We start from the raw sequence: 20,010 nt of genomic DNA, 5'->3' as shown, positions 1-20,010 counted from the left end.
TGCTATGTCAACACCTATGATAGATATACCATCGCACCCGTCGCCCCCCTCTACAACACTCCTGGGCGTACGGGTTGATCTCCTCTCACAAGCTGAAACACTTTCCAGGATTGACCAAATTGTAGCCCTTCATCGTAATACTACTGATATACCCTGTCGACAAATCGTCACTGTTAATACAGAGTTTATCATTACAGCTCAGCGGAATCCGTTATTCCGCCAATGCATCAATCAGGCGACGCTGGTTGTCCCCGATGGCATGGGCGTTGTCTGGGGCACGCGGTATAAAGGGGAGCCAGCACCGGAACGCGTCACAGGGACTGATACACTGGCGGCATTGGCTCCACTCTGTGCCGAAAAAGGCTATCGGCTCTATCTGCTTGGAGCCGCACCAGGTGTTGCCGAAGCGACGGCCCGCATTCTGCAACAGAAACATCCGGGGCTGATCATTGCCGGTACCTACGCGGGCTCTCCCGCCCCGGCTGAAGAAGAGGACATTCTTGCTCGTATCCGTGAGGCAAAGGCCGACATACTCTGTGTCGCTTATGGCGCCCCCGCACAGGAGCTCTGGATTAGCCGCAATCTCTCGCGCCTGCCCGTTGCGGTTGCGATGGGCGTCGGTGGTGCGTACGACTTTCTTTCTGGACGCACGCCTCGAGCCCCCAAACTGATGCAGCGTCTCGGACTGGAATGGCTCTACCGACTCTACCGTCAGCCCTGGCGCATCTGGCGGATGCTGGCTATTCCGCGCTTTATGGTACTGATTTTCTTGAAGGAACAGAAGAAGAAGAAAAAACAATGACAGCGCAGGTTGGAAACACCTCCTATTTGAGGTCTATCATACAGGCATTTAAGGGAAAGCGGGTACTGGTCATAGGGGATATGGTAGCCGATGAATACTTGATTGGCAACCCGACCCGCATCGCTCGGGAGGCTCCCGTGCTGATACTGGAGCTTTTCGAGGAACGCCTGATTCCCGGTGGCGCCGCCAATGTGGCAGTCAATGCCCGCACGCTGGAAGCTGAGGTCTATCTTGCAGGCGTGGTCGGCGATGATGCGACCGGCGAAAAGCTTCGCGCCGCCATTCGGGAGCTTGGCATGCATCAGGATGGGCTGATTACTGATCGCTCGCGCCCCACCTCAACCAAGACCCGCATTATGGCCGGAAGCTCACAGGTGGTCCGGCAGCACATTGTGCGCGTTGATCGCGTCGATACATCGGAGATTAACGATGGCTGTAAAGGCCCGATCATCGATTATATTCGCGATCTCTTGCCCGAAATTGATGCTATTGTCCTTTCTGATTATGAAAACGGGGTCATCAGTCCGGATATTATCAACACCTGCATCCCGCTGGCTCGGGAACAGAACAAGGTTGTCGTGGTTGACTCACATGGTTCCCTGTTCCGTTTTCAGGGCGTAACCGCACTCACACCAAATCAGCCAGAAGCCGAACTGACGCTTGGCATGAAAATCAAAACGCTGGACGATCTGCATACTGCGGGGGAAAAGCTTTTGAAGGGAAGCAAGGCCAACAGCGTCTTGATTACGCGTGGTAGTGAGGGGATGAGCCTGTTTGAAGAGGGGCAAGAGCCGTTGCACCTGCCGGTTTACCCGTTACCGCATGCCAGCGAGATCGTTGATACCAACGGCGCCGGCGACACTGTTGCCGCTACTTTTACGCTGGCTCTGGCCGCCGGAGCCAATAAGGCTGATGCCGCCTATCTGGCAAATGCTGCCGCGTCACTGGTGGTGCGTCGGCTTGGCTGCGCCAGCAATACTCAAGAGGAACTGATGAGCATTCTACGATGAAAAGTATGAAAAATAGAAATATGCAGCTTTCAATCCAACAAAAGATACTCGCGCGTGCCACGCTTGCAGACATCGTACGCCAACGCCAGGCCGCAGGAGAGCAAGCTGTATTCACGAACGGCTGCTTTGATTTGTTACATCTGGGCCATGTACGCTATTTGCAGGAGGCGCGTGACCTCGGAGATTTCTTGATTATCGGCCTGAACGCGGATGCCAGCGTGCGTCGCCTTAAGGGAGAAGAACGCCCGCTTGTGCCACAGGAGGAACGCGCCGAGATTCTGGCGGCGCTTCAGATGGTCGATTATATCACTATCTTTGATGAGCCAACCGCCGAGGAGCTGGTGAATACGCTCCGTCCCTCCATCTACGTGAAAGGCGCGGACTATGCCAGCGTACAGAACAGCCTGCCCGATCCAAAACGTTTACCCGAAGCAGCCGTCGTCCAGGCATATGGTGGAAGTGTACGTTTACTTGCCTATATTCCGAATCACTCCACAACTGAGCTTATTGCCAGAATCCAACGCCTCCCGTCACGTTCCTGAAACAGGATCTTTGTGCTATAGCAGGGGGAAAATGCTTTCCCCCTTCGTTCTTTCTGTAGAATTCACACAAATAGAGAAACCTCCGCCTGCCCTCTTGGTTTTTTGATATCCGGTAAGGAGCACCATTATTGATGGCAAAAGAAAATAAGGTAACAAAAAAAGAACAAGACATATCGCAATCATCTGAAGAGCAAACTTTGATAACGGTTCCATCCTCTTCTACTGATACCATTGCCCCCGAAGCTGAGCCAACCCCCACTGTCGCGACAGCTACACAGGACGCTGAACAAGCGGCTCCACGCGGCGGCCTGATGAAGTCCGCTTCGCTTGTAGGGCTGGGGAATTTGGTCAGCAGCCTGGTTGGCATGGTCCGTCAATCAACGGTGGCCTCGCTTGGCCCGGTCCTTGCAGCAGCCTTTAGCGCAGCCCTTAGCCCTGCACAGCGCTTTATCGACCTGCTGGTGACGGGAGCAGTCACCGGAGCTCTGGTTCCTACCTTTAATGATTATGCGGCAGATGAGAAGCGCACCGAGATGCGCCGGATTGTCTATACTGTCGTCAATCTGATTCTGCTCATCACGATTATCTCAACGGTGGCATTTTATTTTCTGGCTCCAGTCTTCTTTGATAGCTTTCTGGTTTCTGGCTTTGATGCGACAAACAAGCCACTCACCTTACAATTTGGACGCATTATCTTCTGTTCACTGCTCTTTCTTGGTCCTTACTATGTGCTTTCGGCAGCTCTCTACGCCCTGAAAGAATTCGGCTTCCCACCGCTGGCTCAGGCAAGCTACCATATTGGTATCATGATCGGTGTGGCAGGAACGACGCTACTCGGAGCGCATTTTATCGGCCTCTACGCGCTACCGCTTGGCACCATTCTGGGCACAATGGGTGAGGTTGCAATTCTGATTCCCGCACTTCGACGGCATCGTCTGGGCTATATGTTCGTGCTGGATCTAAGTCACCCGGCGATTCGACGCATCCTGAAGCTCTATGCACCGATCGCGGTCAGCTTTATCGTCAGCATCGCGGTCACCTTTCTGGATACACACCTTGCCTCGGATGCACCCTGTGCCGCGGTGCTTAATAATACAAGCGCCTGCGGTGAAGCCAATATCAGTGCAATGACCTTTGCAACGACATTGATTCAGTTTCCACAGGGGTTAGTTGGAACTGCACTCGGGGCGGCTGTGCTCCCCTTTCTGAACGAGTTTGCCCGTGAGGGAAATCTAGAACGCTTCAAAGAAATGTTGCGGCTTGGTTTCCGCCTGGGATTGCTGCTGATGGTTCCGGCAATGGCGGGACTGCTGCTGCTCCAGTATCCCATTATGAGCGCCCTCTTTGAACATGGCGGCTTTAAAGCTGAAGACGCCCTCAATGGTGCGCTGGCGCTCCAATACTACTCTTTCCAGCTTCCCTTTATCGCCATTGATCAGCTCGCGATTTCCGCCTTTTATGCGCGGAAAAATACGGTTATCCCGGTGATTGTCTCGTTCATCAGCGTTCTGGGGTACCTTCTCATAGCGCTTCCCTTTTCCCATACATGGGGCATGCCCGCGCTGGCTTTCGCGAACAGCGTTCAGAACTCGCTGCACGCGATCATCCTGTTGATCTGGCTGCGTCTCGCGATTGGCGAACTGCATCTGCGCACCATGATTCCGTCAGTGCTCAAGATTCTTGTTGCCACCCTGATTATGGCGGCGGCGGTCTGGGGGCTCCTGCAAGGTATTTCCATTGTGCCCTTGCCAGTGAACAAATTCATTGGCAACGTTATCAAGCTCGCGGTGTGCGGTGGTCTGGGGGCGGCGCTCTACTTTGTGGTTGCTTCGCTGTTGAAAGTGGAAGAGATCAGTATGGTCAAAGGTGTCCTGCTGGCAAAACTGGGCAAGAAAAAAGCCTAGGAATCGAAAAAAGAAGGCGGGGAAGGTCAGCTTCTTCGCCTTCTCATTTCTCAGGGGACTCGGGCAAAGAGGTCATTTTCACCAACCACATCATCACCGACACGCGATGTCGCGAGCTGATAATATTCGGTCGCGCGCCAGCGCCGTTGTAGCTCTGGCGGGATCTGGGCAAACGGGCTACTCGGATTGACCAGTGTTCGATGACGAGACATTGCCCACTCCTTGCGATCGCTCCATTGCTCTACATCAAGCACCACGCTGATCTGTTCATCGGTCATTCCTAACTTTGAGGGATCAAGGCCCTTAAACGCGCCCTCAAAGTCCTGCCCTTCCAACCAATCTTCAATCATCCGAATCTGGCGCCGAGCAAAGGCACAATAATAGAGCTTTGAGACCGCGTGCGCAGGACCCAGTTCAGGATAGAGAGCACCATCTGCGGCTGCATGAAACGCGCTGGTCGCATACCGATACATCAAAATATGATCCGGGCTACCATACCACCCTGTCTCATCGAAGGTAATAAGCACCTGCGGTTGAAACTCTCTGATGACTTTCACCAGGCGTCCAATCACATCTGCTCGCCGGGCATTCAGCAGCGCCAGGGGATGATGGTTTGCCTCAACACCGGCCATCCCGGAATCTCTGAAGCCTAAGAACCAGAGATGCTTCACATTGAGCATCTCAGCAGCCTCACGCATTTCCTGTTCTCGTATCTCACCCATATTTGCCGGCGCGGTCAGCAAGGGATCTGCAACCTCTCCTACCTCGCCTCTTGTAGCGTATGCCAACCCCGTTTCAACACCCTCATGTGCATAGTGTAACAATGCTCCACCAATCATCCCTTCATCATCGGGGTGCGCAAACACGCCGAGTAGTCGCTTCGCTGACATAGCTCTTTTCCTTTGTGTGCTTTGTAGTCGGTTACTCAGGTGGAACCTATTGCTAATGTAGCGTATCCACCCAAAATCTGCAATAGAGGACGGGCCCTCTGGTTGTTACTCTCTCTATGACTGCTACGCTATTCCCTCAGGAATAGAAAGTTTTTCTAGTATATTTCACTATATTTTCTATGCAAAATATGTTACAGTATCTTTGGTGGATCGTCCGTCTCCTCTGAGGATACGATGTTGACGCCGGAAAATCACGGAATGTACTCCTTCATTGGAGGGACTCATTTCAAAGGAGATCGCTGCATGACACGAGCAACGCTTGACAAAGAACTCAAGCTCTTAGATGAGCAGATCCTGCGTCTGGGGCAGATGGTAGATGACGCATTGGGGCAGGCGCTTGAAGCGCTAGCAACCGGTGATCTGGCAAAATGCAGCCTGGTCATCGAAAATGATAATCTTATCGATAGTCTACGCGCCGCAATTGAGGAACATACAGTGCGCCTCCTCACGCTCCAGCAGCCGCTTGGAGGGCGTGACCTGCGCTTTCTGGCCTCAACACTCTCCATTGCCGGTGACCTTGAACGCACGGGCGATGGCGCAGCCGGCATAGCGCAAAATGTCCTGCGTATGGCCCCCTTGCGCGGCGAAACGATGCCACATGTAACCGTTGATAAAGCCGCCAAAACCGAACCCGGAGCAAACCACGGTGAGATCACAGAGCAATCCATAATGGATGGCTTACAGGATCTTGGTAAAGAGGCGCGCCGGGTGCTTCAGGGCACAATGAAAGCGTTTAAAGATCGCGATGCTCATGCCGCACGCTATATCTGGGAAGAGGACGATGTGGTCGACGTCCGTTACCATCTGGTGCGACATGATTTAATGGCAATGCTATCCGGCGCTCGTGCCATTCCAGCCCTTCAAAGTGATTCACTGATCCTGCAACGGCTGACATACTTGCTCTGGATTGCACATAAACTAGAGCGCGTAGGCGATCATTGCTCGAATATCTGTGAACGTCTGCTCTTTATTATTGAAGGTGAGGCCTACAATCGCCCGACCAGTGAGCAGTAAAGCAGCGAAGGCACATCCTTCCCCGGGTATGCGCAGAGCGTCAAAGCGGATACCCGGAGAAGGAAAGGAGTATTTTAAGCGGCTCTTGTATCGCGATCTACAACGGTTAATTCACCGGTATTGATATCAATCACCAGGCCGTGGACCGGGATGCGCGGCAGATAGGGACTCTTGCGAATCACCTCGACGACCTCCTGCACATTCAGGTGGACATCATGGAACGCGCCCATCCACTGCATCAGCTTTTCGATGCTCCCCAGTCCTTCTTGCTCAATCAAGCGCTGCGGGTCCACCCCCAGAGCTTGCATTGAAGCAGAGAGCGAGATTGGATTGATCTTTGTCAAGCCGCACTCGGTATGACCAATCACCAGCACTTCACGCACACCCAACAGATAGACACCTCCAGCAATCGAGCGAATCAGGTCATTCTGCTGATGCTCGCGCTCAGGCTCAGAAATCGTTGCTCCTGCTGTTCGCAGTTCCAGAACGTCACCGCGTTCCAGGCCTAGCGCGTCCTCAAACATGCGCACGAGACGACAATCCATGCAGGTAACAATCGCGGTATGCTTCCTCGGGGCCGACGCAATCTGTGGCGGCCTCTGATTTTTTACAAACTGTTGGTTATGCTGCAAAATCTCATCTAACATCATTCACTGCTCTTCTTCCTTGAGATATTAGCGCTTTGACCACGCCTGTTATTTGAAAGGAACATACTGCCCGTTATCCTCATAACGATAGATCGGATTTCCAGGCTTATATTCTAGCTTACCATCATCTGTACTACTTAACCAGAGGAGCACCGGTGTATTATCAGGAACCTTGACCGGATACTTCCAGTGATTCAGTCCGCCCGCACCGCCAACCGCCAGCAACCAGGAGCCACCATCATCTTCAATGGTATTCGGTTCCAGACTGCGACAGCGCCGAACATCGGGATCAAGCTGATCGTCGACCTGAAAATAACAGGCCTGTAAGAGATAGTTCCGGGCTGTTACTCCCGGTTGTGCGTATGGGTAATTGGGAAAATTCTTCACAGTCTGACGCACAAACTGGCCCTGTACCCAGACCCATGCACCTTCCTCAACGGTCAACGAGCTATACACGAACACGGTCACTGTATCCTGAGACTGTTTTCCCACCTGTACCGTCAGCTTACAGCCCTCGGCACAATCCGGCTTCTTCTCTTCCTCATCATCTGAAGCTGTCGCGCCTTTCGGGATTGTGATAAGCGGGGTAGGAGTAGGAACTGCTTTCTCCTGCGGCGTTGCCGCGAGCTCCACTTTCTTCACAACGCCTCCAAGCGCCACCAACGGATATTGAGGAGCGAGCCGCAATTTCATGCCCGGTTGCAGCTTATGGCAGTCCTGCCCTATCGCTTTATTCAAGATAGCAACAGTCTCCGGCTTGCTATCACTGAAGATCGTTCCCGCCTGATTCATATTCATCTGATAGGTCAGCACACTGTTACAGGAATCACCTTCCGCCACAGTATAGGTAATAGTCCCGGCAACAGGCAGAACAGCCGGGTACGGAAAAGGTGGGCGGGGTTTTGTTTCCGCAGTATCATCCTTCTTTGGATCACCCATGACATAAAAGAAATTTGAAAGTGCCGGAAATACATTACTTCCCGCATTGACCGCAAAGTTAAATCCATCAACCAGATATCGGTAGGTTGGAATCAGAAGCACGATTAAAGGGACGATAATCAGTAATGATTTCCAGCGATGAAATTGAACAATAGAAGCTACGCTTCTTCTGGCAGGTTGTGTGTAAGAACGCCGAGCCATAAACCAGACTCCCATCTCCATAGCAAATGATACGTTCAAGAAGGCTCTTCGCGACAGTAAAAAAACACGTCTGGCAGCAAAGATCGTTCACAATCCGTTGACTGAACAAACGCTTCCTCCACACCTCACACCTTCCCCTATCATTATAAATGATAAGGCCGAGACTTTTTCACTCACAAATCTGTCATCAGGCCGCCAGAATACACTTTCTCTCGCCTCCTCTGCCCCTTTTCCTCTTACTCCGTTTCTACATCCAATAACCAAAATAAAAGAAGACAGGGAAAGATCATCGTTCCCTGCCTGCATACCACATTGACGGAGTCGTTATACGGCCTCTGCTTGTTTGTTGCGTCTGCCACAGAGCAAGAGGATAAGCAGGCCAATTCCAAGCAGGCCCACCCAGAGAGGGAGAGCGAAGAGCGTTTGGTCATCTTTCCGAACAGAGATGATTTTCACCTCATGCAGTTTTCGCAATACAGACATTTTACACACCTCACAAAATAGCTTTTCTTGATATATATTTTTAATTCTATCTATACGATACACCTGAGCAAACTGGAAGTCAATGCAATGCCAGAAAAATACCTACCAGTACTATATTTCCCCCTGAAAAAGGCCAAAAAAAACAACTGCCATCGGAGCGATGGTCAGTTGTCCTTTTTCTGCGACTCCAGGATTAGCGTCCGCGACGCTGTCTACGACGCTGGGCTTCAGCCTTGCGCTTACGACGGGCCTGAGGACTTTCATAGAATCGGCGTCGGCGTGCTTCCGAGAGAATCCCCGCTTGCTGCACCTTGCGGTTAAATCGCTTCAATGCAAACTCGAAAGAATCACCCTCATGTACGACAATATGTCCCATAGCGACTACCAACGCGATCTACGGGACGCACCCTGTGACTGGTAACAGTCATTGCAATAAACGGGACGATCATCGCGAGGCTGGAACGGAACCTGTGCCTCATTGCCACAGCTAGCGCAGATAACGGTATACATCTGACGGCCACCGGAGCGCTCTCTTCCAGCACCACGACCACCGGCATTCTGACGGCGTGCAGCGCGGCAGGAAGGACAACGTGAAGGATCGTTGGTCAAGCCCTTGCTTGCAAAAAACTCTTGTTCACCAGCGGTAAAGACAAACTCCTGATTGCAATCGCGACAATACAGGGTCCGGTCAGTATACATCATGTCAACAACTCTCTTTTCTGACTGAACTGATTGTTTCGGTTAACTTTGAACTACTTACCTGCATTGCGAGCTTCTCGTCACTAATAGATTGTGGCTCATCCGTTTCTTGGCCTCAGTGATCTTTCTAACCTTCCTGACACCTGTGCGCTGTCGCGACAGTTCTCTTAGCCTGATAACCCGCTGGTTTTGGCACTGTCTCGCATGTTCTGGACAAACCATAGAACTATTCAGAGCAACTCTGCACCTTACAGGTCAGCTCAGTATACCACAGAATACTAACCAACACTAGTCTTCTTTTTGCCTACTTACATTTTTCTAATTAGAATCTAATCTTTCCCCGTACTCTCACTTTTCCCGCTATGATTGCAAAAACGTCTTTTATCTGCCTTTTGGCACAACAACTCTCTTTTTTGTCTCCCAAACTCAACAAAAATATCCTCTTCTTGGACTCAACCATATGGTATAATAGGGGCGGTAGAAGGGGATTCCCCCATCTCCTCTTTCTCTTCACGAGAAAATACTAGAACGTTTCTATTCAATCTATTCTGTTTACCTTTCAGCTGGCTTATCCGTTCTTCTTGGTCGACACGCATCTACTCTCAATCCTATACCATGTAAAGAGTGTCATGAAAGAAGTGGATCACTGTGTAAACGGGGACTTGCTACCATGTTTGATCTTTTTACATCGAGATTCAGTGAACAGGCTCTGGCAACTGTCCTTTCCGCTGAGATTCGAGGCAACCGTATCCGCGACCACAAATTTCACTATGAGTTTTTGATAGAGGTCAGGCCAGATAATCGAGCGCCTTTTCGCACAACCATTCGGGGATACTTCAATGCTGTCGCCTTACGTCCACGCGTTGGGGACGTTCTGCGCGTACGCTATAACCCCAAAACGTTGAAAGCTCGCTTTGTGCTCAAAGGCGATGTGCGCTATGATCATAATGTCCTTGAATATACTGGCGACATCAGAAACGACTATAAGTTGCTGGCAGCCGATCCCCTGCGCTACCAGAAGCTGGCGCAGAAACATCGCCCTGCCCAACTCAAGCAGCCCGGCTCACATCCTTATGCACCGAAGCCCGATCATCGGCAAAACTCCAGATCAACCGACGAATTCAGGAAAATCCTGCAATAACCCTGTACGGGAAGGCAGAGCCTTCCCGTCGTTTCTTCTCCAGAGACGATGTGATACACTGATACAGGCAACCTCCCTTTTCCGCTCATAGGAAGAGAGAACGCCAACCACTCTCACAGACAGAAGGAAGCACATGACTGACCCCGAGCAGAAACCCACTTCTCCCAGACGCCGCCCGGGTGGCCGCAGCGCCCGCATTCGTGCTGCCGTGATGGAGGCAACCATGCAGATGTTAAAAGATCGGGGCATAGAAGGGCTGAACGTCGCCGAAATTGCCGCCAGGGTTGGCATCCCTGAATCAACGATTTATCGGCGCTGGAAAAGCCGCGAAGGCCTCGTCGTTGAGACAGTTCTTGCCCGAATGAACGACACCATTCCGCTTCCGGACACGGGTAGTTTTCGCTCTGATCTTCATGCACTGCTACAGCAAAGCGCCTCTTTTCTGGAATCTCCTGACGGCCTCCTGCTGACGCGCTCGATGTTTTCAACCATGAACCGCACCGACTCCGAGGCCCGCCAGCTCTACTGGCAGACGCGCTTCAGCCATCTGGGCACGCTCGTGCAACGTGCGATTGAGCGGAACGAGGTCAGACCGGACACTGATCCAGGCGCTTTCATTACGGCGATGACCGGCGCCCTCTATGTGCGGATGCTGGTACTGGAAGCCCCTTTAGATGCTGCTTTTCTTGACCAATTGGAACAGATGTTTCTGCAAGGCGTCCTCAAACAGGACAAAAAAATTGATGCATAAGGAAGGAATGCGGTTCCCTATACACCAATCATGGTTAGAAGAAATAGTTCTGCCCTTTGCATTGGCTGTACTCTCTTATGAAAACGCCCCCCGATCTATGAAAGCTCCTCCAGAGCCCGGGATACTTCGGTATAACATGGTTCCCACTGCTCCAAAAGCATAGTAAACCTTTCTATTGTTTCTCTATCATCCATTTCTGTCAACCACAGTTTTGCTTCTTCTATCTGGCGTTGCTGACCAACCAACCAGGATTGTACACGCTCTATCACATCATCGGGCCTTCCTCCACGGGAGGTCAGATAGGCTATGACCAGTTCTTCGCCTGAAGCCAGAACCAGTGAAAGTTGCAATAATGCTGACCGCAATACCCGCTCTCCCTTGCACACCAGAACTTCCCGCAGCTGAAAGCGCCCATACTGCTGCACGATCTCACCAAGCTCTTGTGTTAGATACATCGCTTTCACCATTGAAAGAGCCTGCTTTTCTATGAATAAAGCAGGTTTTTCAGTAAACATTCTACAGCTTCAACACTCTCTACAAAAATGGTGGTATGTAGCGTTTCCTACAAAACAACAATCACTACATAAAACGCAATATGTCCCTGTTTGTTACTGGAATAGCCATTCCTCCTATTCCCATTCTCCCCTTGAGCGTGGCCTACCAGGACGAATGGGCCACCTCTCTACTGTGGACAATCAGTATTGCACTACTACCTCTTCTTCAGCAAATATCCCATCTCTGTTATACGTAGCTTTTGCTCCTTCCCTCACCAGTAAGACGAAAGCCCCCCATGCATAGAAAGCCGTTGCCTCATCAGTAGAGATCAAATCAAGGCGCGTGCGTGGATACAGGTCCTGGCAGGCCTGTAGTAGTGTCTTGCCCACTTTTCTGCCACGATAGCGGGCATCAACCAGCAGTTCCGCTATAAACATCGTAATCATCCCGTCAGTTGATCCCGCGCACAAAGCCAACGATCTGTTCAGGCTGACTGTCGACCGTGACCAGCGCGATAGAAGAGTTTTCCAGACCTGCAGCGCCTCTATGGGCCGCAAGCGGAAGTCAGCCATCCCTGTTGTACAGAGAGACGCTGAACCGCGGAGAAGTCTGCTTCCGTCCAGGTGTGCAGAAACAGGGTCGGTTGCCCCTCAATGGGCCAACGTTGATCGGATATAGACATTGCAGATCCTCCTTTTTCATCGATTCATACGACGCTCCACATCCATACAATAGGAAAAAGGAGGAAAAAAGGTGCATTACACATGAAGGACTGATCCTTTTTGGCTACTCATGGCATTCTCAAAACGGTGCAAGCATATGTCTACAACCTGAATAACAGGGAATTTTCTGTATATCCATACGGATATCACTATACAATGATTGACATTGTGCTACAATACACTTAGTATTCATATTGTGTCAAATAGTTATGTGATGCTGGAAGGGTTGGAGGTATTGTATGTCTACAGACTCGATTCAAGATTCGTGCCCGGCACCTGTTGAACTACGAGCATCCTCACCGCGTCCGTCTCCCTACCTCCTTTCACCCGGTGAATATGGAGTGGGCATCGGGAGTTTCCTGACAACACTGGGATATGAACTTCCGTTATCGCTGCTGGCGGCGCTCTTCATCCAATTCAAAACGCCTATTCTCCTGGTCACCATCATAGAAGGGGGGGCAATAGCACTCGCCATCTTTGCCTCAATGCTTGGAACCCATCTGGCAACCACTCCCCGGCGTCGTCTCCTCACCATTCTGCTAGGCCACTGTGCCACGACCTGCTGTTATTCCTTGCTTGGCCTTGCCACCACCACAGCTCAACTCGCCCTGTTTCGCATCTCAGCAGCCACCAGCCGGGGCCTGTATACGCCGGCATTCAAGGCATTTCTGGCTGATCTGGGCCCCTCGTTTACGTTCAGGCGAACGTATGGGCTGGTTCGGCTTCTGGAGCATATGGGGAATATCGCCGCTCCGCTCCTGGCACTGGCTCTGGTATTCTGGCTTCAGTCGGGAGCTGCATTTGTGATCTCGCTCTTACTGGGCGGGCTGGCGCTTGGCTTTCAGTTGCTTACCTTCTTCTTACGCCGCCGCTCAACGATACGTGAACAGCCTCCGACCTCGCTTCAGGCGCTCTCGCTGTTACAACGCAGTGTGGGTCTGGTCCTTGCGGCTCTGGGGCTCTTCTCTGTCTGTCAGGTCACTACGACGCTGCTGCTTCTACGCACGATCCAGATGTTACCTGAACAACTTAGCAGTACCACGATTGTGCTGGTTTCGCTGCTGCTTTACGCCGTCTTTAACATGGTTACCTCGATTAACGGCTTCTTCTCTGCATGGCTCAGCGAACGCTGGGGCCCAGTCACGCTGCTCTCACTTGGCCTGCTGCTCTACCTGCTTTCTTACCTGGGCTTCGCCTTCTCGCTCGCGCATCCAGCCTGGTTGATGCTCTGTTTCACACTGGCCGGGATGGGCAACGGCTGTATTCAGGCCTGTCAGAAAGCCGCGATAGTGGCACTTTCACCCGCCGAACTACGTCTGTCCGCGCTCCGACTGTTGCCGGTTTTTCAGGCCTGTGGAAGTGCGATTGCGGGGATCATGGTTGGCCTGCTCTGGACCTTCTTTTCACCAATGATCGCCTTTATTCACCTTGCGGTCTGGACACTGCTTGCCTTCCTGATACTGGTCACAGTCGCACTCTCTGTCCAGCGCCAGTCGTTTGATTCCCTACCCTGAACACGCTTTTCCTGCAAGGTCTGATAAAAGATCCGGGCAAGGCGCTTATAGCCCGCAGCGCTGGGATGGAAACCATCCGCGCTGATATACTCTGGATGCTGTTTGATCTCTGACCAGCGCTGATAGAGGTCGACCAGAATCACCTGTTGCCGGGTGGTAATCGCCTTGATGGCGCTGTTGTACGCGCTGATCTGCTGCATTAATGCCTTACGATCGGTTGTCCGAAAGCGTGGCAACAGCGTCAAATCGGGCACATTGGCAACCGCAATGGTTATCTGCGGCTCGGCCTGCTTCAGACTGGTTATCATGGTTTCGAGATCGTGTGCATAGCTGATTGCTGACACATGCTCTGCCAGATCGTTGACCGCCAGCCAGATCGTCACCAGCCGGGGATGCACTTCCAATGCCGGAGGCAATTCAGAAGCCAGAGCCTCATGCATGGTAATACCGGAGAAGCCCAGATTGACCAGCCGGGTCTTATGGTCAAGGAGCTCAACCAGACGTGCGGGCCAGCTCTCTGTTTCAGGGTGCTCAGTGCCAACACCGACCGTATCAGAGGCACCAATAGCAACGTAGATATTCTCTCTGGGTGAAGGCTTCTGTGTGGGGCTACCCGATTGCAGGATTGAGCCCGCGCAACCGGTAAGCACAAGCGTTATAAGGGATAGGAGGAAAAGGTATTTGAGCCATTTCATGAGAAAACAGTTTCTCGCTGAATTCAGGACGCTCTTTTTTCAACCACCGAAGAAAAGGCTGGCCTCTCACCGCATAGAGAGGCCGCTTGATTGCTTTGTGGCCTCTCCCGACATCGTATGCATTATCGAACGAGGCCCGCGGTGAGAAGTGCCAGCCCTGCAAAGAGCACAACACAGACAATCGTGATGTTAAAGACAAGACGCTCAACACCACGGCGTGTCTTAAAGACTGATCCTGCACTGCTACCGCCAAACGCGCTACCGAGACCAGCACCACGCGCCTGCATCAAAATAAAAAGCATCGTAGCAATACTCAGGATAATCTGAATACCATAGATCGCTGGAAGCCATTGCTGTGGCAACTTTGATCCTCACTTTCAGGCTGAAAGGCCAGCCATCCTACAAACAGCAGAAAACACATTGGACTCCTGCACAGCCGCTCAGCTTACAGTACTCCAATTCTGGGAGATTATACCATAGTTCACTGTTCTCGTCGAGTCGGTGCATTCAGAGTCGAATTGCAGCGCAGGGGAGAGCATAGCAGCGGTAGCAGCTCGCCTTTTGCGCAGGGATCAGCAAAAGCAGGCACCCTCGCGGCCCTGTTTATTCAGAAGTGTTATTAGCAGAGAGAAGGGGTCGGCTCGCTAAAAGCGGGGGTTACGGGATATCGGTCAAACGGGCTATACCCTTGTAGCAGACATGTCCTTATGGTACAATACACACCGGGCGAGGACAACAGGGTCCCCGCCCGAACTTATGTAGAAAAGCGAAAAACACAACTATGGAAATTACTTGGCTGGGCCACTCCTGTTTTCAAATACGTGGCAAACAAGTTACACTCGTAACCGATCCATACACTCCACTGCAAGGGTCCTCAGAAGGGGAGCAGCCCCGGCTGAGTCAGATAAACGCCCGCATTGTCACCGTCAGTCACAATCATCCCGGACACAACAACGTGAGCGCAGTAGGCGGTACCCCTTATATTGTGCGTGGCCCCGGAGAGTATGAGATCAGTGATGTTCTCATTACCGGTGTTGCGTCTTTCCATGATAAAGAGTACGGAAAGAAGTTCGGGCGCAACACTATCTACGTCATCCATATGGATGATCTGGTTATCTGCCACCTGGGAGATCTAGGGCATACATTACAGGAAACGCAACTCGAAGCGGTTGCAGACGCAGATGTCCTTTTGCTGCCTGTTGGCGGTGAGCACGTCATTAATGCCGCTCAAGCAGCGGAAGTCATCAGTCAGATTGAACCTCGTATTGTGGTACCGATGCACTACACCTCTGGAGAATCTCAGGGGGTTCTCGAAACGTTCTGTAAAGAAATGGGGATTGAAACCATCACCCCACAGCCAAAGCTTGTAGTTACACCAAATACACTCCCAACAGAGACCCAGGTTGTGATACTTACCTCACATACGTAGTCATCGTAGAATCTTTTCATAAACAGTTGAACGGCAAGGCTCCGAATTAAGGAGGTTTTTTTAGTATGTCAAAGTTTATCTTTGTGACGGGAGGGGTGGCATCTTCAGTCGGTAAGGGTATCAGTGTCGCCTCCATCGGGCGTCTCCTCAAAAATCGCGGAGTCTCCGTCTCGCTCATGAAGCTGGACCCCTACATCAACGTCGATCCCGGCACGATGTCACCATATCAACATGGAGAAGTCTTTGTTACCGATGACGGGGCTGAGACAGACCTTGATCTTGGGCACTATGAGCGCTTTACTGATGAGCCAGTGTATCAGGCCAACAATATTACCACGGGCCAGGTCTATGCTTCGGTCATCGCCAAAGAGCGACGCGGAGAATATCTCGGCGGCACCATTCAGGTTATCCCCCACATCACCAACGAAATCAAAGAGCGTATTCACGCTGTAGCCCGCCGCTCCGATGCCGATGTTGTCATTGTTGAGGTTGGCGGTACCGTCGGTGATATTGAAGGGGAACCGTTCCTTGAAGCTATCCGCCAGATGCGCACTGATGTAGGGCGGCGCGATGTTCTCTATTTACATGTTACACTCCTACCCTATATTGGCGCATCAAAAGAATTAAAAACAAAACCGACCCAGCATAGTGTGAAAGAGCTGTTGCGCGTCGGCATTCAGCCAGATGTCATTCTCTGCCGCTCAGATTATCCGGTCAGCGACGAAATCCGCGAGAAGATTGCCCTCTTCTGTAACGTCGAGACCCGCGCGGTCATTCCAATGGAAACCGCCGAGACCATCTACGAAGTGCCTCTCACGCTGGAAGAAGCCGGGCTGGGCGAGTATATCGTTCAGGAGCTTGGTCTAAAGCTACAGGAGCCCGATATGCAGGAGTGGCGTGATCTGGTCGCCAGGATCAAGAGCCCACGTCCCGAACTGACTATTGGTCTCGTTGGAAAATATGTTGAGCTGCACGATGCATATATGTCGGTCGCGGAGGCGCTACATCATGCGGGCTGGCATCATGACGTCGATGTACGTATCAAATGGATTAACTCGGAAGCGCTGGAGAAGATGAACGAGGCCGAGGTGCTGGAAGATGTGGCAGGTATCATTGTTCCCGGCGGCTTTGGACATCGCGGTATTGAAGGCAAGATCAAAGCAGCCAGCTTCGCCCGTCGCAACAAGATCCCTTATCTGGGTCTCTGCCTGGGTATGCAGGTTGCGGTAATTGAATTTGCACGCAATGTGCTTGGCTTGCAGGATGCAAATAGCTCCGAATTTGATCCTCAGAGCCCGCACCCGGTGATTGACCTCATGCTCACTCAGCGCCAGGTTGCCGATAAAGGTGGCACGATGCGTCTTGGGAACTGGGTCTGCTGCCTGACCAAAGATACCAAAGCCTACAAGGCCTACAACGAGCCCATCGTATTCGAGCGTCATCGTCATCGCTATGAGTTCAACAACGAGTATCGCAAACGGATGGAGGCGAATGGTCTGATTGTCAGCGGTCGCTCTGCTGATAACAGTCTGGTCGAGATCATTGAGGTAAAAGACCATCCGTGGTATGTTGCCTCACAGTTCCACCCGGAATTCAAGAGCCGCCCGACACGGCCACATCCACTCTTTCGTGATTTTGTTGGCGCTTGTAAGCAGTCTGTACAGCAAAGGACACTGGGAACCGAAAGCGAAACCTCGCTCGATGTCCGCGAGGTCTTGCCCGACTCCCGTGTTGAAAGGTAATTCTACCTATCATGTTGTACTTGAGCCAGTTGCTCGGTAAAACAGTTGAAACAGCCCAGGATACACGAGCGGGCAGAATTATTGATGTCCTTGTCCCGATAGCACAGATAGGGCATAATCAGGCGTCATACCCGAGTGCCCTGGTGCTAGAGGATGATAACGAACAACAATGGCGAGTTCTTCCCACAACCCTTGAATGGGATCAGGCGGGAGAACTTCGCCTGGCTCTCCCGCTTGAACAGCGAGAAGACGCTACCACCTCATCACAGGATGAAATCTCCCTGGCTCAGGAAGTCTTCGACAAGCAGGTTATCGACATCAAACGCAAGAAAGCCGTACGCGTCAACGACGTCGTTTTTGACAGTGATTGGCAGATCCTCGGTATCGATGCCAGCACCTTCGGACTGGTCCGGCGACTGGTTCCCGGCTGGCTCCTCGGCTCTAAAAGCCAGAGTACCCCTACCCAATTTATTCCCTGGAACCAGATTGAGATTATCGGGCTCCAGCGGCCCGGCAATCAGGATATCGAGGAGACCTCGTTAGAGCCAACTCCACCCACCCACCCGGGATTAAGCGGGCATCTGGCCGAACTCCATCCGGCAGACATCGCTGAAATCGTTCATCAGCTCTCACCCGGTCAGGGGGCACGCATTATTGAGAAACTCGATAATGAGACCGCCGCTGATACTATGGAAGAGATCGACACCGAACGACAACAGGCTATTCTGGAAAATCTGGACGAGCACCGCGCAGCGGAGATTCTGCAGGCGATGGGACCAGATGAGGTCGCGGATCTTCTGGCGCAGATACCTGAGGAACGAGCGCAAGAACTGCTTCATCTGATGAAGCCAGAAGACTCAGAAGAGGTTCAGGAGCTCCTGGAATATGCAGCCAATACAGCTGGCGGCCTGATGACGACCGACTATGTCGCGCTCAAGCAGACACACACCGTCGCGGATGCGCTCCAGGCTATCCGTACGAACCTGCATCAGTATGATATCCATAGTCCATATGTCTACTGTCTGGCTGAAGAGAGTGAAGAGGAAGAGACACATCTTGTAGGTGTGATCGATATCTGGAAGCTGATCGATGCCGCTCCGACACAGGAGCTTCAACAGCTTATGCACACCGACCTGATTACGGTCTCACCTGAAACAGAGGCGCAGGAAGTTGCCGAGACTATCGCCAAGTATAACCTGCTGGCCGTTCCAGTGGTCAATGAGCAGGGTATCCTTGAGGGTATTGTCACGGTTGACGACGCGCTTGATGTGCTGCTTCCTCCCAACAAACGACGGAGACCACCAAAAATGTACTGATGGGCAGCAGCTTCCCGGGAGCGGCCCAGGAAGCTCCCGTCTTCAGGCGGGAGAGGAATGGCGGCTGCTCAAGCGTGCCAAAGCGAGAACTGCTGCGTCTCCCTCTCAAACAGGACACTTGTTTCAGCATGATTGACACGCTCTTCATCGGATGATACGCTCCCTGGTATGGAGCGAGAGCGGGCCGCGCAGTGAACTGCCACACACGTTGAACGAAGAATGCTTCTCGCCCGGTCCTGCCGGACGAGAACGGGGCAGGTGTCACTTGTCCCTGATGTGTCGAACAAGGAAGCCAAAGCAGAGCGCCTGCAATGGTACTCTGAGGTGCGGTGAAGTTCAGACACAAGCCCCCTCCTTCTGGCGGAGGTGATTGACTGGCAGCAAGAAGCAAGGAACACAGGCTTCACCCTCTTTCAGGGAGAGAGCCCGTGTCAGTGGCAGTGTGTTATCCGTCCTGAAGATGGCTGCTTCGTATCCTCACGCATTCCCTCCCGGATGTAGTCTGCATCCGGGAGTCTTTTTTCAGCGTTAGCAAAGCGCCCCGTAAACCCCCTAGCTTTAGCTATGGGGATATAAGGGGCGTTCCTTATGGGGTGATTGTGGAAGGGCCGCGTAGGAGGATTGCGACAAAGTCGCAACACTAGATAGCTCAAGATATTGACAATAGGTAGCCTCATGCTGTATACTGCTCCCATGAGTAGGATGAGTTACAAATCAAACAAGAATGTGCTCTATTCTTGCAAATATCATGTGGTCTGGTGCCCCAAGTACAGACGGAAAGTCCTTGTGGAACCAATAGATACACGACTCAAACAAATTATTGAAGAGGTGTGTCAGGAGCACCAGTTTGATCTCCTCAGCATGGAGATCATGCCTGATCATGTCCATTTGCTTATCGAATGTGATCCACAATTTGGTATTCATAAGCTTGTGCGACTCCTCAAAGGGCGTTCATCTCGTCTCCTGCGTCAGGAGTTTCCAGTATTGGAGAGGAAGCTCCCAACGCTCTGGACC

At 52.0% G+C, this 20,010-nt stretch carries 23 protein-coding genes; 12 read left to right on the top strand and 11 right to left on the bottom strand.

Annotated features, from left to right (window positions below):
• Positions 1-4: 4 nt before the first annotated feature.
• The 4 genes from EI42_RS29265 to murJ all read left to right on the top strand — a co-directional run bounded on the left by EI42_RS29265 (position 5) and on the right by murJ (position 4,258).
• Positions 5-802 carry a WecB/TagA/CpsF family glycosyltransferase gene (locus EI42_RS29265; RefSeq protein WP_211326407.1) on the top strand — a complete coding sequence of 266 codons (798 nt, stop codon included), beginning with the start codon at positions 5-7 and terminating at the stop codon, positions 800-802.
• Positions 799-1,812, top strand: a complete 1,014-nt coding sequence (locus EI42_RS29260; protein WP_170143004.1) for a bifunctional heptose 7-phosphate kinase/heptose 1-phosphate adenyltransferase — start codon at positions 799-801, stop codon at positions 1,810-1,812. Before EI42_RS29265 ends, EI42_RS29260 begins: the two co-directional genes overlap by 4 nt.
• Before the next feature lie 5 nt (positions 1,813-1,817).
• The gene (gene rfaE2 / locus EI42_RS29255; RefSeq protein WP_211326406.1) at positions 1,818-2,354 is read left to right on the top strand and encodes a D-glycero-beta-D-manno-heptose 1-phosphate adenylyltransferase; all 537 of its coding nucleotides are present in this window, start codon (positions 1,818-1,820) and stop codon (positions 2,352-2,354) included.
• A 131-nt stretch (positions 2,355-2,485) separates the two neighbouring features.
• A complete protein-coding gene (gene murJ / locus EI42_RS29250; protein ID WP_111326173.1) occupies positions 2,486-4,258 on the top strand; it encodes a murein biosynthesis integral membrane protein MurJ in 1,773 nt (590 codons plus the stop codon).
• A gap of 50 nt (positions 4,259-4,308) precedes the next feature.
• On the opposite strand, the gene EI42_RS29245 is transcribed toward murJ, so the two are convergent.
• Positions 4,309-5,148: a PIG-L deacetylase family protein gene (locus EI42_RS29245; RefSeq protein ID WP_111326172.1), complete on the bottom strand. Its 840-nt coding sequence runs from the start codon at positions 5,146-5,148 to the stop codon at positions 4,309-4,311.
• Between the two features lie 303 nt (positions 5,149-5,451).
• Here EI42_RS29245 and EI42_RS29240 point away from each other — a divergent pair, with 303 nt between their 5' ends.
• Entirely contained in the window at positions 5,452-6,222 is a 771-nt protein-coding gene (locus EI42_RS29240; protein ID WP_111326171.1) for a phosphate signaling complex PhoU family protein, read from the top strand.
• Between the two features lie 74 nt (positions 6,223-6,296).
• Here EI42_RS29240 and EI42_RS29235 read toward each other — a convergent pair whose 3' ends face one another.
• The 5 genes from EI42_RS29235 to EI42_RS29220 form a co-directional block, all read right to left on the bottom strand.
• Positions 6,297-6,872 (bottom strand): beta-class carbonic anhydrase, encoded by a 576-nt coding sequence (locus EI42_RS29235; protein WP_111326170.1) that lies wholly within the window; start codon positions 6,870-6,872, stop codon positions 6,297-6,299.
• A 45-nt stretch (positions 6,873-6,917) separates the two neighbouring features.
• Entirely contained in the window at positions 6,918-8,009 is a 1,092-nt protein-coding gene (locus tag EI42_RS29230) for a hypothetical protein (RefSeq protein WP_146505451.1), read from the bottom strand.
• 324 nt (positions 8,010-8,333) lie between these two features.
• Positions 8,334-8,492 (bottom strand): hypothetical protein, encoded by a 159-nt coding sequence (locus tag EI42_RS32935; RefSeq protein ID WP_170143003.1) that lies wholly within the window; start codon positions 8,490-8,492, stop codon positions 8,334-8,336.
• Between the two features lie 193 nt (positions 8,493-8,685).
• Positions 8,686-8,868: a 30S ribosomal protein S21 gene (gene rpsU / locus EI42_RS29225; protein WP_111326168.1), complete on the bottom strand. Its 183-nt coding sequence runs from the start codon at positions 8,866-8,868 to the stop codon at positions 8,686-8,688.
• A gap of 5 nt (positions 8,869-8,873) precedes the next feature.
• Complete coding sequence (locus EI42_RS29220; protein ID WP_111326167.1) at positions 8,874-9,194, bottom strand: zinc-ribbon domain containing protein; 321 nt, start codon at positions 9,192-9,194, stop codon at positions 8,874-8,876.
• A 667-nt stretch (positions 9,195-9,861) separates the two neighbouring features.
• Between EI42_RS29220 and EI42_RS29215 the strand changes: the two genes are divergently transcribed.
• A complete protein-coding gene (locus EI42_RS29215; protein WP_111326166.1) occupies positions 9,862-10,332 on the top strand; it encodes a hypothetical protein in 471 nt (156 codons plus the stop codon).
• A gap of 133 nt (positions 10,333-10,465) precedes the next feature.
• Positions 10,466-11,083, top strand: coding sequence for a TetR/AcrR family transcriptional regulator (locus EI42_RS29210; RefSeq protein WP_111326165.1), 618 nt, complete (start codon positions 10,466-10,468; stop codon positions 11,081-11,083).
• Positions 11,084-11,178: 95 nt separating this feature from the next.
• Here the strand turns inward: EI42_RS29210 and EI42_RS29205 are convergent, their stop codons facing one another.
• From EI42_RS29205 to EI42_RS32930, 3 genes are all read right to left on the bottom strand, one after another.
• On the bottom strand, positions 11,179-11,598 hold the full coding sequence (locus tag EI42_RS29205) for a hypothetical protein (protein ID WP_111326164.1): 420 nt from the start codon (positions 11,596-11,598) through the stop codon (positions 11,179-11,181).
• Positions 11,599-11,778: 180 nt separating this feature from the next.
• Complete coding sequence (locus EI42_RS29200; RefSeq protein WP_111326163.1) at positions 11,779-12,024, bottom strand: GNAT family N-acetyltransferase; 246 nt, start codon at positions 12,022-12,024, stop codon at positions 11,779-11,781.
• Positions 12,025-12,122: 98 nt separating this feature from the next.
• The gene (locus EI42_RS32930; RefSeq protein ID WP_170143002.1) at positions 12,123-12,260 is read right to left on the bottom strand and encodes a hypothetical protein; all 138 of its coding nucleotides are present in this window, start codon (positions 12,258-12,260) and stop codon (positions 12,123-12,125) included.
• Positions 12,261-12,539: 279 nt separating this feature from the next.
• Here EI42_RS32930 and EI42_RS29195 point away from each other — a divergent pair, with 279 nt between their 5' ends.
• Positions 12,540-13,814 carry an MFS transporter gene (locus tag EI42_RS29195; RefSeq protein ID WP_111326162.1) on the top strand — a complete coding sequence of 425 codons (1,275 nt, stop codon included), beginning with the start codon at positions 12,540-12,542 and terminating at the stop codon, positions 13,812-13,814.
• Here EI42_RS29195 and EI42_RS29190 read toward each other — a convergent pair.
• Together EI42_RS29190 and secG are read right to left on the bottom strand one after the other, a co-directional pair.
• The gene (locus EI42_RS29190; protein WP_111326161.1) at positions 13,724-14,509 is read right to left on the bottom strand and encodes an SGNH/GDSL hydrolase family protein; all 786 of its coding nucleotides are present in this window, start codon (positions 14,507-14,509) and stop codon (positions 13,724-13,726) included. The genes EI42_RS29195 and EI42_RS29190 overlap by 91 nt on opposite strands.
• A 122-nt stretch (positions 14,510-14,631) precedes the next feature.
• Positions 14,632-14,871 carry a preprotein translocase subunit SecG gene (gene secG, locus EI42_RS29185; protein ID WP_211326405.1) on the bottom strand — a complete coding sequence of 80 codons (240 nt, stop codon included), beginning with the start codon at positions 14,869-14,871 and terminating at the stop codon, positions 14,632-14,634.
• Positions 14,872-15,290: 419 nt separating this feature from the next.
• Here secG and EI42_RS29180 point away from each other — a divergent pair, with 419 nt between their 5' ends.
• The 4 genes from EI42_RS29180 to tnpA all read left to right on the top strand — a co-directional run.
• Entirely contained in the window at positions 15,291-15,938 is a 648-nt protein-coding gene (locus EI42_RS29180; RefSeq protein WP_111326160.1) for an MBL fold metallo-hydrolase, read from the top strand.
• A 65-nt stretch (positions 15,939-16,003) separates the two neighbouring features.
• The gene (pyrG, locus tag EI42_RS29175; protein ID WP_111326159.1) at positions 16,004-17,680 is read left to right on the top strand and encodes a CTP synthase; all 1,677 of its coding nucleotides are present in this window, start codon (positions 16,004-16,006) and stop codon (positions 17,678-17,680) included.
• Positions 17,681-17,691: 11 nt separating this feature from the next.
• Positions 17,692-18,996 (top strand): magnesium transporter, encoded by a 1,305-nt coding sequence (locus tag EI42_RS29170; RefSeq protein WP_111326158.1) that lies wholly within the window; start codon positions 17,692-17,694, stop codon positions 18,994-18,996.
• 702 nt (positions 18,997-19,698) lie between these two features.
• On the top strand, positions 19,699-20,010 hold a 312-nt coding region (gene tnpA / locus EI42_RS29165), incomplete at its 3' end, for an IS200/IS605 family transposase (RefSeq protein ID WP_211326404.1).

Origin of the sequence: Thermosporothrix hazakensis (assembly GCF_003253565.1) — a bacterium.
Taxonomy (GTDB): domain Bacteria; phylum Chloroflexota; class Ktedonobacteria; order Ktedonobacterales; family Ktedonobacteraceae; genus Thermosporothrix; species Thermosporothrix hazakensis.
Note: the sequence above shows the minus strand (reverse complement) of the source record. Positions and strands in the feature narration are given on the sequence as shown.